The organism is Streptomyces griseoluteus (genome assembly GCF_004784465.1).
Classification (GTDB): Bacteria; Actinomycetota; Actinomycetes; order Streptomycetales; family Streptomycetaceae; genus Streptomyces; species Streptomyces griseoluteus.
In genome coordinates, this window is the sequence record NZ_SRRU01000008.1 from 215638 (window position 1) to 227666 (window position 12029).

General features: G+C 72.9%; 15 protein-coding genes. 5 read left to right on the plus strand and 10 right to left on the minus strand.

The features are described from left to right. Positions 1–57 precede the first annotated feature (57 nt). The gene (locus tag E5082_RS22415; protein WP_135793040.1) at positions 58–504 is read right to left on the minus strand and encodes a type II toxin-antitoxin system PemK/MazF family toxin; all 447 of its coding nucleotides are present in this window, start codon (positions 502–504) and stop codon (positions 58–60) included. 46 nt (positions 505–550) lie between these two features. Then, positions 551–1537, minus strand: a complete 987-nt coding sequence (locus E5082_RS22420; RefSeq protein WP_135793041.1) for an alpha/beta hydrolase — start codon at positions 1535–1537, stop codon at positions 551–553. A gap of 134 nt (positions 1538–1671) precedes the next feature. On the opposite strand from E5082_RS22420, the gene E5082_RS22425 reads away from it, so the two are divergent. After that, positions 1672–2640 carry an SDR family NAD(P)-dependent oxidoreductase gene (locus tag E5082_RS22425; protein WP_135793042.1) on the plus strand — a complete coding sequence of 323 codons (969 nt, stop codon included), beginning with the start codon at positions 1672–1674 and terminating at the stop codon, positions 2638–2640. A 62-nt stretch (positions 2641–2702) separates the two neighbouring features. On the opposite strand, the gene E5082_RS22430 is transcribed toward E5082_RS22425, so the two are convergent. Then, a complete protein-coding gene (locus E5082_RS22430; RefSeq protein ID WP_135793043.1) occupies positions 2703–3266 on the minus strand; it encodes an NAD(P)H-dependent oxidoreductase in 564 nt (187 codons plus the stop codon). Positions 3267–3368: 102 nt separating this feature from the next. On the opposite strand from E5082_RS22430, the gene E5082_RS22435 reads away from it, so the two are divergent. Continuing rightward, positions 3369–4112, plus strand: a complete 744-nt coding sequence (locus E5082_RS22435; RefSeq protein WP_135793044.1) for a TetR/AcrR family transcriptional regulator — start codon at positions 3369–3371, stop codon at positions 4110–4112. Here the strand turns inward: E5082_RS22435 and E5082_RS22440 are convergent. Both E5082_RS22440 and E5082_RS22445 read right to left on the minus strand, forming a co-directional pair. Beyond that, positions 4024–5193, minus strand: a complete 1170-nt coding sequence (locus E5082_RS22440) for an FAD-dependent oxidoreductase (protein WP_135793045.1) — start codon at positions 5191–5193, stop codon at positions 4024–4026. The genes E5082_RS22435 and E5082_RS22440 overlap by 89 nt on opposite strands. A 17-nt stretch (positions 5194–5210) precedes the next feature. After that, complete coding sequence (locus E5082_RS22445) at positions 5211–5876, minus strand: TetR/AcrR family transcriptional regulator (protein WP_135793046.1); 666 nt, start codon at positions 5874–5876, stop codon at positions 5211–5213. 152 nt (positions 5877–6028) lie between these two features. On the opposite strand from E5082_RS22445, the gene E5082_RS22450 reads away from it, so the two are divergent. Further along, the gene (locus tag E5082_RS22450; protein WP_190045207.1) at positions 6029–7039 is read left to right on the plus strand and encodes a LacI family DNA-binding transcriptional regulator; all 1011 of its coding nucleotides are present in this window, start codon (positions 6029–6031) and stop codon (positions 7037–7039) included. Between the two features lies 1 nt (position 7040). On the opposite strand, the gene trxA is transcribed toward E5082_RS22450, so the two are convergent. Then, positions 7041–7454 carry a thioredoxin gene (gene trxA, locus E5082_RS22455; protein ID WP_135793048.1) on the minus strand — a complete coding sequence of 138 codons (414 nt, stop codon included), beginning with the start codon at positions 7452–7454 and terminating at the stop codon, positions 7041–7043. 192 nt (positions 7455–7646) lie between these two features. On the opposite strand from trxA, the gene E5082_RS22460 reads away from it, so the two are divergent. Next, positions 7647–9077, plus strand: coding sequence for a dihydrolipoyl dehydrogenase family protein (locus E5082_RS22460; protein WP_135793049.1), 1431 nt, complete (start codon positions 7647–7649; stop codon positions 9075–9077). A gap of 8 nt (positions 9078–9085) precedes the next feature. Here E5082_RS22460 and E5082_RS22465 read toward each other — a convergent pair whose 3' ends face one another. Continuing rightward, entirely contained in the window at positions 9086–9730 is a 645-nt protein-coding gene (locus E5082_RS22465) for a peptide deformylase (RefSeq protein ID WP_135793050.1), read from the minus strand. Positions 9731–9827: 97 nt separating this feature from the next. Continuing rightward, a complete protein-coding gene (locus E5082_RS22470; protein WP_135793051.1) occupies positions 9828–10175 on the minus strand; it encodes a tetratricopeptide repeat protein in 348 nt (115 codons plus the stop codon). A gap of 181 nt (positions 10176–10356) precedes the next feature. On the opposite strand from E5082_RS22470, the gene E5082_RS22475 reads away from it, so the two are divergent. Beyond that, on the plus strand, positions 10357–11415 hold the full coding sequence (locus tag E5082_RS22475; RefSeq protein WP_135793052.1) for an enoyl-CoA hydratase/isomerase family protein: 1059 nt from the start codon (positions 10357–10359) through the stop codon (positions 11413–11415). Between the two features lie 31 nt (positions 11416–11446). Here E5082_RS22475 and E5082_RS22480 read toward each other — a convergent pair whose 3' ends face one another. Both E5082_RS22480 and E5082_RS22485 read right to left on the minus strand, forming a co-directional pair. Then, positions 11447–11623, minus strand: coding sequence for a hypothetical protein (locus E5082_RS22480; RefSeq protein WP_229918706.1), 177 nt, complete (start codon positions 11621–11623; stop codon positions 11447–11449). Between the two features lie 69 nt (positions 11624–11692). Further along, a complete protein-coding gene (locus tag E5082_RS22485) occupies positions 11693–12025 on the minus strand; it encodes an antibiotic biosynthesis monooxygenase family protein (RefSeq protein WP_135793053.1) in 333 nt (110 codons plus the stop codon). Positions 12026–12029 lie beyond the last annotated feature (4 nt).

Here is a 12029-nt window from a genome sequence, read left to right on the forward strand (position 1 = left end):
AGTCCGCCGCGAGCATGCGCAGGGCCCGCCCCGGCCGAGGCGGGCCCTGCGAAGCGGTCAGGTCCAGCCGTAGCGCTCGTACAGCCGCTGCCGGACGAGGTTGAAACGCATGCGGTCCAGCGCGCACGCCTCCCGGCGCATGCCGTCGTCGTGCAGCCGCAGCACCCGCTCCACGGACACCCAGGAGTTGCGGCCGGTGCGGTCCCAGGGGCCCTGGCCTATCGCCACCCACTCCCGCTCACCGTCGTGCTCCTTGCTGGACAGTTGCACGGCGAGGAAGGTGCCGGCGGCCTCTCGCGCGACGACCAGCACCGGGCGGTCCTTGCCCCGGCCGTCGTTCTCCTCGAACGGCACCCAGGTCCAGACGATCTCGCCCGGATCGGGGTCGCCGTCACGCTCGGGCGTGTACTCCGTGGCGACCGGGCCGACCTGGCGCGGGTCGGCCTCGGTGGTGGCGTGGGGGCCGAAGCGGCCGGGGACGTTCTCTTCGCTGTACGTGCTCACGCCGTGCACCCTAACGGCCGGGCAACGGCCCTCAGGGCGCCGGGCTTTATTCCTTCCGGTCGGCGAGCAGCCGCTCCAGCCAGCCCAGTTGGGCCGCGCGAGCCGCCTTCGAGAGGGCCGCCTCGGGCACGAAGGCGTCGAAACCGTGGAACCCGCCCGGCCAGACGTGGAGTTCGGCCACTCCGCCGCTCCGCCAGATCCGGGACGCGTACTCCACCACCTCGTCCCGGAACGTCTCCGCCGAGCCCACGTCGAGGAAGGCCGGAGGCAGCCCGGCGAGATCGGTGGCGCGGGCGGGGGCGGCGTACGGGGAGACGTCCGGGCCGCCCCGGCGCTCGCCCAGCAGGGCGTTCCAGCCGGTCTCGTTGGCGGTGCGGTCCCAGACGCCGACGCCCGCCATCTGATGGCTGGAGGGCGTGTCGTTGCGGTCGTCCAGCATCGGGTACCTGAGCAACTGGCCGAGCACGGGCGGCCCTTGGCGGTCCCGCAGCATCAGGGCCACGGCGGCCGCGAGGCCGCCGCCCGCGCTGGCGCCCGCGAGGACGATCCGCTCCGGGTCGCCGCCCAGCTCCTTCGCGTGCTCCGCCGTCCACAGCAGCCCGGCGTACACGTCCTCCACCGGCGCCGGATGCGGATGCTCGGGGGCGAGCCGGTACTCCACGGAGACGACCACCGCGCCGCCCAGATCCAGCGCGAGGGACAGCGGTGCGTCCACGCCCGCTCGGTTGGTGCCGAGGATCATGCCGCCGCCGTGCACGTAGTAGATCACCGGCAGCCGGACGCCGGAAGTGGTGGCGGCGGGGCGGCAGATGTACAGGGAGACGTCCGGGGCACCCGGTGGGCCCGGCACCTCGCGGTCCTCGACCTCGAAGGCGCCGTCCATGGTGAGGTCCAGCGAGCCGAACACCTCCATGGCGGCGTTCTCCCGCGCCGCCTCGATGCCGTCCGGGGTCAGGCCCGGCTCCATGTCGTCCTTGAGCGGTTCCAGAGCGGCGGCGAGTTCCGGGTCGAACGGAGGCGGGTCCATGGTCATGATCGTGCCCCTTCCCTCGCCCACGGGTGATTCACCTCTCCAGGATCGGTGCGCGGGTGTCCCGGCGCAGGTTCCCGGCGCGTCCTTGTGCACCGCTTGACTTCGAGAGCACTCCAATTCGTAGCGTTCTGGGCATGAGCACTCCTGCACAGCACAAGATCGGTTCGGGTTTCGGCGCGGACAGCACCGCCGACGAGGTCCTGCGGGGCATCGACCTCACGGGCAGGCTGGCGATCGTCACCGGCGGCTACTCGGGGCTCGGCCTGGAGACCACTCGCGCGCTGGCCGAGGCGGGAGCCCATGTGGTCGTCCCGGCCCGGCGTCCGGAAGTCGCCCGAGGGGAGCTGGCCGGGATCGGACACGTCGAGGTGGACGAGCTGGACCTCGGCGACCTGGACAGCGTGCGCGGCTTTGCCGAGCGGTTCCTGGCGTCCGGCCGCGGCATCGACCTCCTCATCGGCAACGCCGGGATCATGGCCTGCCCGGAGACGCGGGTCGGGCCCGGCTGGGAGACGCAGTTCGCCACCAACCACCTCGGCCACTACGCCCTGGCCAACCGGCTCTGGCCGGCGCTCGCCTCAGGTGAGGGTGCCCGCGTCGTCTCGGTGTCCTCGCGCGGCCACCACCTCTCGCCGGTCCGCTGGGACGACGTCCAGTGGACCGAGGGCTACGACAAGTGGCAGGCGTACGGCCAGGCGAAGACGGCCAACGCGCTGTTCGCCCTCCAGCTCGACACCCTGGGCCGGGACTTCGGTGTCCGGGCCTTCTCGCTCCACCCCGGCGGCATCATGACCCCGCTCCAGCGGCACCTGCCCAAGGAGGAGATGGTCGAGCGCGGCTGGATCGACGAGCAGGGCAACCCGCTGAACCCGGCCGGCTTCAAGACCCCGGAGCAGGGCGCGGCCACCCAGGTCTGGGCCGCGACCTCGCCCCGGCTCGACGGCCTGGGCGGGCTGTACCTGGAGGACTGCGACATCGCCGAGCCCGCCCCGGCGGACGGCACCTGGGCCGGCGTCAAGGACTGGGCCACCGACCCCGAGCAGGCGGCCCGCCTGTGGACCCTGTCGGCGGAGCTGACGGGTGTGGACGCGTTCGCCAAGTAGGTCCAGCGCACGCGTGAGAGGGCCGGAGTCCAGTGGACTCCGGCCCTCTCACCTACGAAAGGTCAGGCGGCGATGACGTCGCCCACGGTGCCGTGGAGGCGGGAGACGACCTCGGTCAGCTGGCCGGCGACCTCGGCGTCGTCGGACGGGTGGGTCTCGGCGAAGCGGGTCAGGGAGCCGGGGATGGAGAGCTTGATGTCCTCGATCACCTTGCCGCCCGCGATGCCCACGGCCTTGCGGGTGTCGTCCTGCGCCCACACGCCGCCGTACTGGCCGAAGGCGGTGCCGATGACGGCGACGGGCTTGCCGCCGAAGGCGCCGGCGCCGTAGGGGCGGGACAGCCAGTCGATGGCGTTCTTCAGCACGGCCGGCATCGTGCCGTTGTACTCGGGAGAGAAGAGGAGGAACGCGTCGGCGGCCTGGGCGGCGGCACGCAGCTCGGCGGCGGCGGCCGGGACCTGGCCCTCGAGGTCGGTGTCCTCGTTGTAGAACGGAACGTCGGCCAGGCCCTCGTAGATCACGACCTCGGCGCCCTCGGGGGCGAGCTTGGCGGCCGCCTCGGCGAGCTGGCGGTTGTGCGAACCGGCGCGGAGGCTACCGACGAGCGCGAGGATGCGAACGGACATGAGGTACTCCAAGGGGTGGTGAAACACACTGGAAAGGATCCGGACCGGGGTCCGTTTATTTTTCTACCACTCTAACCGGACCGGGGTCCAGTTTTGTTCCCCATGCTTTACGCTGTCTTCATGTCCAGCGCTCTGCCGCCCTGCCCGCAGCCTCAGGAGCCCGTCGACACACCCCGATTGCTGGAGGTCGGCACGGGCCCCGAGGAGCCCTGCCTGCGCGCCGACGCCGCCCGCAACCGGGCCCGGCTGCTGGAGGCCGCCACCCGGCTGATCGCCGAGCACGGCGTGGCCGGGGTGACCATGGAGGCCGTCGCCACCGCGGCCAAGGTGGGCAAGGGCACCGTCTTCCGTCGCTTCGGCGACCGCACCGGGCTCCTCACCGCCCTGCTGGACCACTCCTCCGCCCGGCTCCAGGCCGACTTCCTCGCCGGCCCGCCCCCGCTGGGCCCCGGCGCACCCCCGCGCGAGCGGCTGCACGCCTTCGGCGTCGCGGTGCTGCACCTCTGTGCCGACCAGCTCGACCTGCAACTGGCCGCGCTGCCCGAGCCCACCCGGCGCCATCTGCACCCCTCCAACCAGGCCATGCGCGCCCACCTGCTGGTGCTGCTGCGCCAACTGCTGCCGGGCGAGGACTGCGAACTCCTCGTCCCGGTCCTGCTGGCCTACCTGGACCCGGCCCTGATCCACCACCTGACCCGCCAGCTCGGCATGCCGATGGCGCGGGTGGAGGCGGGCTGGTGCGACCTGGTCGACCGGATCACCGCTGCTCGGCCCACGGCTGGTGCCCCGCGAACATCGCCGACAGCCGCTCCGGCGCGTCCGGCCGGAACAGCATCCCGCCCATGAGGGCCGAGTCCGCGGCCGAGTGCTCGGCGCGCGGGAACATCCGCTCCTCGTAGGCGGCGAGCGCGGCCTCCGTGTCGCCGGGGTGGGCGAGGAGGGCGCGGGCCAGGTCGGCGCCGTCGATCAGGGCCAGGTTGGCGCCCTCGCCGGCGAACGGGGACATCAGGTGGGCCGCGTCGCCGAGGAGGGTGACGCCCGGCGTGCGCGGCCAGCGGTGGCCGACCGGGAGGGCGTGGATGCGCCGGGGAACCAGGGGCGCGTCGGCGTCCGCGACCAGGGCCCGCAGATCCTCGTGCCAGCCGTCGAACTCCTTGAGCACCGCCCGCGCGGCCGCCTCGGTGTCGGTGAAGTCGATGCCGTCCAGCCAAGTCTCCGGGGCCGCGACGGCGGCGTACACGTGCAGGCTGCCGTCCGGCTCCCGGTGCGCCAGGAAGCCGCGGCCGGCGCCGAGGGCGAACAGCATGCCGCCGCCGACCACTTGGGCGCCGACCGGGTGCCGGCTGTCGGCCGAGTGCAGGTCCGCCTCGACGAAGGACACCCCGGCGTAGACGGGCACCGCGTCCGACACCAGCGGCCGCACCCGCGACCACGCGCCGTCCGCGCCGATGAGCAGGCCGGTGGTGAAGACGGTGCCGTCGGCGAGCGACACCTCGTGCCGGCCGCCGTCCAGCGCACGGGCGCCGGTCACCTTGGCACCCCAGCGGACGAGTCCCTCGGGCAGTGACTCCAGCAGCAGCGCGCGTAGTTCGCCCCGGTCGATCTCTGGGCGGCCGCCCGTGCCGTCGTCCGCCTGCGACCAGTGCACCTCGGCGTGCCGGTCCAGGACGCGGGTGGCCTGGCCGCCGGCGTGGACCCGTGCGAGGAACTCCTCGTGCAGCCCGGCCGCGCGCAGCGCCTCCTGCCCGGTGTCGTCGTGGATGTCGAGCATCCCGCCCTGTGTCCGCGCCTTGGCCGAGGCCTCGAGGTCGAACACCGCCGCCTCGACGCCGTGCGCGTACAGCACCCGCGCGAGCGTGAGTCCGCCGAGTCCGGCGCCGATCACGGCTATCGGGTGGTGGGGGAGCGGGGCGGCGGTTCCGGTCATGGAGGTCTCCTGGTTGCTCATTCGGGTACCGCGGTCCGCTCGATGCCGTTGATCAGGGTCTGGAAGGCCCACGAGAGCCGGTTCTCGGGTGTGCCCGAGAGCAGCACCTCGGCGCTGCCCGCGATGTGCGGATGGGTCCGCTCGGACACCTCGCGCAAGGTGCCGATCAGGTTCTGCCAGTCGTCCGCCGGCTCCTCGCCGGCGTGCTCGGCGGCGGTCGCGGTGGCGTGCTGGAGCAGCAGGTCGACACCCCAGGCCGCCCGCTCGCGCGGTACCCCGCCCTCGGCGAGCAGTCCGAGCAGGGTCTCGATCAGGTTCAGGTAGTGCGGCCCGCTCGGCCGCGCGGTCAGCGCGGAGCGCGCCAGCTCGGGGTGGGCCAGCAGCATCGCCGTACAGGACGTGAGCACGTGCTCCAGGCGCTCCCGCCACGTGCCTTCGGCGGGGACCGGCGGGAGGGTGCCGAGCAGTTCGTCCAGCACGGCCGCGTGGAGTTCGTGGGTGTTGCGGACGTAGACGTAGAGCGAGGCCGGGCCGGTGTCGAGTTCCTGTGCCAGCCGCCGCATGGTCACCTTGCGCAGCCCCTCGGCGCGCAGGACGGCCAGCGCGGCGGCCACGATGCCCTCTCGGGTGAGGGCGGGCTTCGCGGGTCGCTCCCTGCGGGAGCCGGCAGGAGGTGGTGTCATGGCGCGACAGTAACGAACATGTTCGCTCCGAACAAGTTCGTGGCGAACGTGTTCGTCAGACCGCGTCGTATGTCTGTCGGCCCACGCCGTGCTTTCGTCCAGTCCTGTACGACCTCGCCCCGCCCGAAGCCGCCCCCGCCGCCTCTGCCAGGATGCGCTCTGTCATGGTGCAGATACCGAACACGCCCACGAGCGCCGACGTGGCCCGCCTGGCGGGCGTCTCGCGCGCGACCGTGTCCTACGTCCTCAACGACACCGACGCCGTACGGATCAGCGAGCCCACCCGCCGCCGCGTCCATGCCGCCGCCCGAGAACTCGGGTACGTGCCCCACGCCGCCGCCCGCACCCTGCGCGCCGGACACAGCCGGATGGTCCTGATGCCCGCCCCGGCCGTCCCGGTGGGCCCCCGCTACCACCGCTTCCTCGGCGAACTCCAGGCCGCCTTGAGCCGGCTCGACTACACCGTCGTCCAGCACGGCGCCGTCGGCCAGGGCGACGAAGCCGCCCGGGCCTGGGCCGAGTTACGCCCCGTCGCCGTTCTCGTCCCCGGCTCCGGGCTCGGCCCGCACGGGGTCGCGGTGCTCACGCGGGCCGGTGCCCGCGCCGTGGTGACCCTCGGCCCCGCGCGCGTCGAGGGCGCGCACGCCCTGCTCATGGACCACGCCGTCGTCGGCCACCGCGCCGCCGCCCATCTCTACGACCGGGGCCGCCGCCGCATCGGGGTGATCCTCCCCGAGGAACCCGGCCTGGAGTTCTACTCCCACCCCCGCCTCAACGGCGTTCGCCGCGCCCTCCATGGCACCGAGGCGACCGTGACCGGGTTGCCCCTCGCCTACACGGAACGGGCGGCCAGTGAACTGGCCGCCCGTCTGCCCGAGTTGGGCCTCGACGCCGTCTTCGCCCACAACGACGAGTACGCGATGCTCCTGATGCGCGCCCTGCAGGACGCGGGGCTGCGCGTCCCGGCGGACATCGCCGTGGTCGGCGCCGACGACCTGATGCTCGGCCGCCTGCTACGACCCCGGCTGAGCACCGTCCGCCTCGAACTGCCCTCCGGCCGCGAACTCGCCGAACTGGTCGACCATGCCGTACGCCGGCCCGGCGCCGAACCCGAGGTCCGCACCGTGCTGGACGCCACGCTGATCCACCGGGCTTCGAGCTAGGTCACTCGCCGCTGGACTGCTGGCCCTGGCCCTGGCCCTGGCCCTGGCCCTGGCTTTCCTGGGCCGCGATGTCCTTGCGGACCTCGTCCATGTCCAGCTTGCGGGCCTGGTCGATGACGTCAGTGAGCGCGGGCTCGGGCAGCGCGCCCGGCTGCGCGAAGATCGCCACCTGGTCGCGGACGATCATCAGCGTGGGGATCGACTGGATGCCGAACGCCTGCGCCAGCTCCGGCTGGGCCTCGGTGTCGACCTTGGCGAACACCAGGTCGGGGTTCTCCTCGGCCGCCTTCTCGTACACCGGCGCGAACTGCTTGCACGGTCCGCACCAGTCGGCCCAGAAGTCGATGAGAACGAACTCGTTGTCCGCCACCGTCTGGTCGAAGTTCTCCTTGGTCAGCTCCACGGTGCCGCTCATGGTGTGATCCCTCTTCCTGGTGTGGAGGTAGTGCCACCGGCGGAAACATGCCCGCCACGGTGCCTATTCCGGGCCGTAGTGCCCCGCCTTCCCTGCGTCCGTCCCCTACAGCTTCCCCTCAAGGAAACCTTTCGGCATTCCCGAGCCCCGGATCATGTGGCCCCCGGGACGCCCACCCACCACACTGGCCGCATGACGGAAACGGAAACCATCGCGTACGACGTCGTGGTGCTCGGGGCCGGGCCCGTGGGGGAGAACGCCGCCGACCGCGCGCACGCGGCCGGGCTCAGCACCGCGATCGTGGAGAACGAGCTGGTGGGCGGCGAGTGCTCGTACTGGGCCTGCATGCCCAGCAAGGCGCTGCTCAGGCCGGTCATCGCCCAGGCCGACGCCCGCCGCCTCCCCGGCCTGGCCCACGCGAACCAGGGCCCGCTCGACGCCGGGGCGGTGCTCGCCCGCCGCGACGACTTCGCCTCCCACTGGAAGGACGACGGCCAGGTGCACTGGCTGGAGGGCGCCGGGATCGCGCTCCACCGGGGCCACGGCCGCCTCGCCGGCGCCCGCACGGTCACGGTCACCGCCCAGGACGGCACGGTCACCACGCTCACCGCCCGGCAGGCGGTGGTCGTCGCCACCGGCACCCGCGCCCAGCTACCCGGCCTGCCCGGACTCGACGAAGTACGGCCCTGGACCAGCCGGGAGGCGACCAGCTCGCAGACCGTGCCGGGCCGGCTGATCGTGGTCGGCGGCGGTGTCGTCGCCACCGAGATGGCCACCGCCTGGCAGGCGCTCGGCTCGCAGGTCACGTTGCTGGTCCGGGGCAAGGGCCTGCTCAGCCGGATGGAGCCGTTCGCAGGGGAACTGGTCGCGCAGGCGCTCACCGAGGCGGGCGTGGACGTGCGCACCGGCACCTCCGTCGAGTCCGTCAGCCGCGAGAACGGCACCGTCGTGGCCGTCACCGGCGACGGCGCGCGCATCGAGGCCGACGAGATCCTGTTCGCCACCGGCCGCGCCCCGCAGACCGACGACATCGGCCTGGACACCGTCGGCCTCGAACCCGGCTCCTGGCTGGAAGTGGACGACACCCTCCTGGTCCGCGGCACCGACTGGCTCTACGGAGCCGGTGACGTCAACCACCGGGCGCTCCTCACCCACCAAGGGAAGTACCAGGCCCGGATCGTGGGCGCGGTCATCGCGGCCCGCGCGTCGGGCACCCCGCTGGACGAGGCCCCGTGGGGAGCCAATGTGGCCACGGCCGACCACTACGCCGTGCCCCAGGTCGTCTTCACCGACCCGGAGGCCGCCGCCGTCGGCCTCTCCCTCGCGGAGGCCGAGCAGGCCGGGCACCGGGTCCGCGCGGTCGACGTCGACTTCGGCTCGGTCGGAGGGGCGAGCCTGTACGGCGACGGCTACAAGGGGCGCGCCCGCATGGTGGTCGACCTGGACGAGGAGATCCTGCGCGGGGTCACCTTCGTCGGGCCGGGGGTCGGGGAACTGATCCACTCGGCGACCGTCGCCGTCGCCGGTCAGGTGCCGCTGGACCGGCTGTGGCACGTGGTGCCGCCGTTTCCGACCCTGAGCGAGGTGTGGCTGCGGCTGCTGGAGGCTTACCGGGACAACTGATGCTGCCCTCAGGGGAGTTCGAAGCCCAGTGCCTCGGCCGCGGCCTCCGGTGTGGGCTGCGCCCAGCGGGCCGCCACCGCCTCGTTGGTCGACAGTGAGCGGAGTTCGGCGCGGTCGAGGTACAGGGTGCCGTCGAGATGGTCCGTCTCGTGCTGCACGATCCGGGCGGGCCAGCCGGCGACCACCTCGTCCAGTTCCCGCCCGTGCTCGTCCTGCCCGCGCAGCCGGACCCGTGCGGGTCGGGTCACCACGGCCTGCCAGCCAGGCACGCTCAGGCAGCCCTCGAAGAAGGACGCCCTGTCGGTGCCCTCCGGCTCGTACGACGGGTTGACCAGCACCCGGAAGGGCTGGGGCACCCGGCCCCGGACCACCGCGATCTCCTCCGGAACCGGTGCCGGGTCCTCGATCACGGCGATCCGCAGCCCCACCCCGACCTGCGGCGCGGCGAGCCCCACACCGGGGGCCGCGTGCATGGTGTCGCGCAGCGCCGCCAGGAAGCGGGTGAGCACCTCGGGTGCGAGCTGGCCGTCGTACGGCTCGGCCGGCCGGCGCAGCACCGGGTGCCCGGCCGCGACGATGGGCAACGGGCCGCCCGCCGCGAGGAGTTCGGTCACCCGCTCGGCCAGGGGAGCGTGATCACTGACAGGTGTCATCGCGCCAGGATGCCACGCCGGCCTGCGTGGAAGAGGGGCGCGCCGCACCAACGTCCGGTGCGAAACCGGCCGTTCACCCGACGCGCCCCCAGGGGGCTCACTCCTGCGGGAAGTCACCCGCGAGGGCGGCGGCGATCCGCAGATGCGGCGCGGCCTCCTCGTGACGGGACTGGCGCTCCAGGGTGCGGCCCAGCATCAGCCGGGCGTAGTGCTCCACCGGGTCCCGCTCCACGATGATCCGCAGCTCCGCCTCGGCGCGGCTGAGCTGGGCGGAGTGGTAGTAGGCGCGGGCCAGCAGCAGCCGGGGCGCGGTCTGCTCCGGGACCTCCTCGACCAGCCCGGTGAGCACACGGGCCGCGTTCGTGTATTCCTTGGCGTCGAAGAACATCCCCGCCCGCTCCCAGCGCTCGGCGGCGGTGCCGTGGTCGTAGTACTTGGTGTCCACCTGAGACCTCCTTCGGCGGGTACAGCATCCCGTCTTTGTTGAATATTCCACCAAAGTGGGGGTGTCGCCGGAGGCTCCCGCGGAGGCAAGATCGTCGGTGTCCCGCTTGTCCACCGGACCCGGAAGGAACCAACGAGATCATGCGCGTCATCGTGGCCCACGGCCTGCTGGAGGCGATCGGATGACCGGCGCCGAGGCTCCCGTACTGGTGCACACCATCGGCCGGGCCGCCCACCTCACGCTGAACCGTCCCAAGGCGCTCAACGCGCTGAACCACGACATGGTCCGGCTCATCGATGAAGCGCTCACCGAATGGGAGCGGGACCCGACCGTGAAGACGGTGGTCGTCACCGGGGCGGGGGAGCGGGGGCTGTGCGCGGGCGGTGACATCCGCGCCGTCCACGACGACGCCCGCGACGGCGACGGCACCGCCTCGGCGGAGTTCTGGCGGGACGAGTACCGGCTCAACGCGCGGATCGCCCGCTGTCCCAAGGCGTACGTGGCCGTGATGGACGGGATCGTGATGGGCGGCGGTGTCGGCATCTCCGCGCACGGCAGCGTCCGGATCGTCACCGAGCGGTCCCGGATCGCCATGCCCGAGACCGGCATCGGGTTCGTCCCGGACGTGGGCGGCACCTACCTGCTGTCACGGGCTCCCGGCGAGCTGGGCACCCACCTCGCGCTCACCGGCGCGCAGATCGGGGCGGGGGACGCGCTGCTGTGCGGGCTGGCCGACCATTACGTACCGTCCGCCGCGCTTCCCGACCTGGTGGCCGGCCTCGACGCGCTCGACGTGGCGGAGGCGCTCGCCCGGCACGGGCGTCCGGCGCCGGAGGGTGAACTGGCGGGCTGGCGGGAGTGGATCGACTCCTGCTACGCAGCCGACACGGTCGAGGAGATCATCGCCCGGCTGCGGGAGCACGGCTCGCCCGAGGCCAAGTCGGCCGCCGACACCCTGCTGACCAGGTCGCCCACCGCGCTGAAGGTCACCCTGGCCGCCCTCCGCCGCGCCCGCCGGCTCGGGTCCCTGGAGGAGGTCCTCGACCAGGAGTACCGCGTCTCCTGCGCGGCCCTGAGCACGCCCGACCTGGTCGAGGGCGTCCGGGCCCAGATCATCGACAAGGACCGCTCGCCGCGCTGGTCGCCCGCGACTTTGGCGGAGGTCACCGATGTGGAGCGGTTCTTCGCCCCGCTGGGCGAGCGGGAACTCGGACTGGGGGACGCCCCTCACTCCGGGTGAGCCACCGCCTTCTTGTGGAGTTCCACCGCCGTCAGCAGGCGGAGGGCCGGCTCGGCCTTTCCACGAGCGCGACGGCCCGCTCCAGCCCCGGCCGCTCCTGCGGCGGCGCGTCCGCCAGCGCTCGGCGCAGCGCCGCCAGAATCGCGTCCGAGTCCTTGAGCGGCAGGACGAAGGCCCGGCCCCCGGTGAGTCCCGTGAGTCCTGTCATACGGCCGATCGTGGCGGTCAGGCACCGCTGCTGCCAAGGGACTTGAGGAGAGTCTGAGGCTGGGGTCCGTCAGCTCGCGTGGACCGACTCCACGCGGAAGAGGCGGGGCTGGACGTGGGTGGCGATGGTGGCCGCCTTGTCCATGTGCACCCTCGCCTCGGGGTCGGCCAGCATCGCGCGGTAGTGCTCCTCGGTCTCCCACTGGGCGTAGTTGACGACACTCTCGCCGTCCAGGGAGGCGTGGAAGTTGGCGCAGATGAAGCCGGGCTGATACTTCATCGTCTCCTCCGTGGCGCGGGACAGGAGGTCGATCAGCTCGACCTGGCGGTCCGGGGCGACGGTGAACACGTTGATGAGCGTGGCCACCGGGCGCGTGGTGTCGATGTGTGCGGTGAGGGTCATGCCG

Bases quoted from the DNA above. Each gene is read 5' to 3' on its own strand.
- E5082_RS22425 (WP_135793042.1), top strand. From the start codon at position 1,672: ATGAGCACTCCTGCACAGCACAAGATCGGTTCGGGTTTCGGCGCGGAC.
- E5082_RS22475 (WP_135793052.1), top strand. From the start codon at position 10,357: ATGACCGGCGCCGAGGCTCCCGTACTGGTGCACACCATCGGCCGGGCC.
- E5082_RS22450 (WP_190045207.1), top strand. From the start codon at position 6,029: ATGCGCTCTGTCATGGTGCAGATACCGAACACGCCCACGAGCGCCGAC.
- E5082_RS22480 (WP_229918706.1), bottom strand. From the start codon at position 11,623: ATGACAGGACTCACGGGACTCACCGGGGGCCGGGCCTTCGTCCTGCCG.
- E5082_RS22435 (WP_135793044.1), top strand. From the start codon at position 3,369: ATGCTTTACGCTGTCTTCATGTCCAGCGCTCTGCCGCCCTGCCCGCAG.
- E5082_RS22430 (WP_135793043.1), bottom strand. From the start codon at position 3,266: ATGTCCGTTCGCATCCTCGCGCTCGTCGGTAGCCTCCGCGCCGGTTCG.
- E5082_RS22465 (WP_135793050.1), bottom strand. From the start codon at position 9,730: ATGACACCTGTCAGTGATCACGCTCCCCTGGCCGAGCGGGTGACCGAA.
- E5082_RS22445 (WP_135793046.1), bottom strand. From the start codon at position 5,876: ATGACACCACCTCCTGCCGGCTCCCGCAGGGAGCGACCCGCGAAGCCC.
- trxA (WP_135793048.1), bottom strand. From the start codon at position 7,454: ATGAGCGGCACCGTGGAGCTGACCAAGGAGAACTTCGACCAGACGGTG.
- E5082_RS22440 (WP_135793045.1), bottom strand. From the start codon at position 5,193: ATGACCGGAACCGCCGCCCCGCTCCCCCACCACCCGATAGCCGTGATC.
- E5082_RS22420 (WP_135793041.1), bottom strand. From the start codon at position 1,537: ATGACCATGGACCCGCCTCCGTTCGACCCGGAACTCGCCGCCGCTCTG.
- E5082_RS22485 (WP_135793053.1), bottom strand. From the start codon at position 12,025: ATGACCCTCACCGCACACATCGACACCACGCGCCCGGTGGCCACGCTC.
- E5082_RS22460 (WP_135793049.1), top strand. From the start codon at position 7,647: ATGACGGAAACGGAAACCATCGCGTACGACGTCGTGGTGCTCGGGGCC.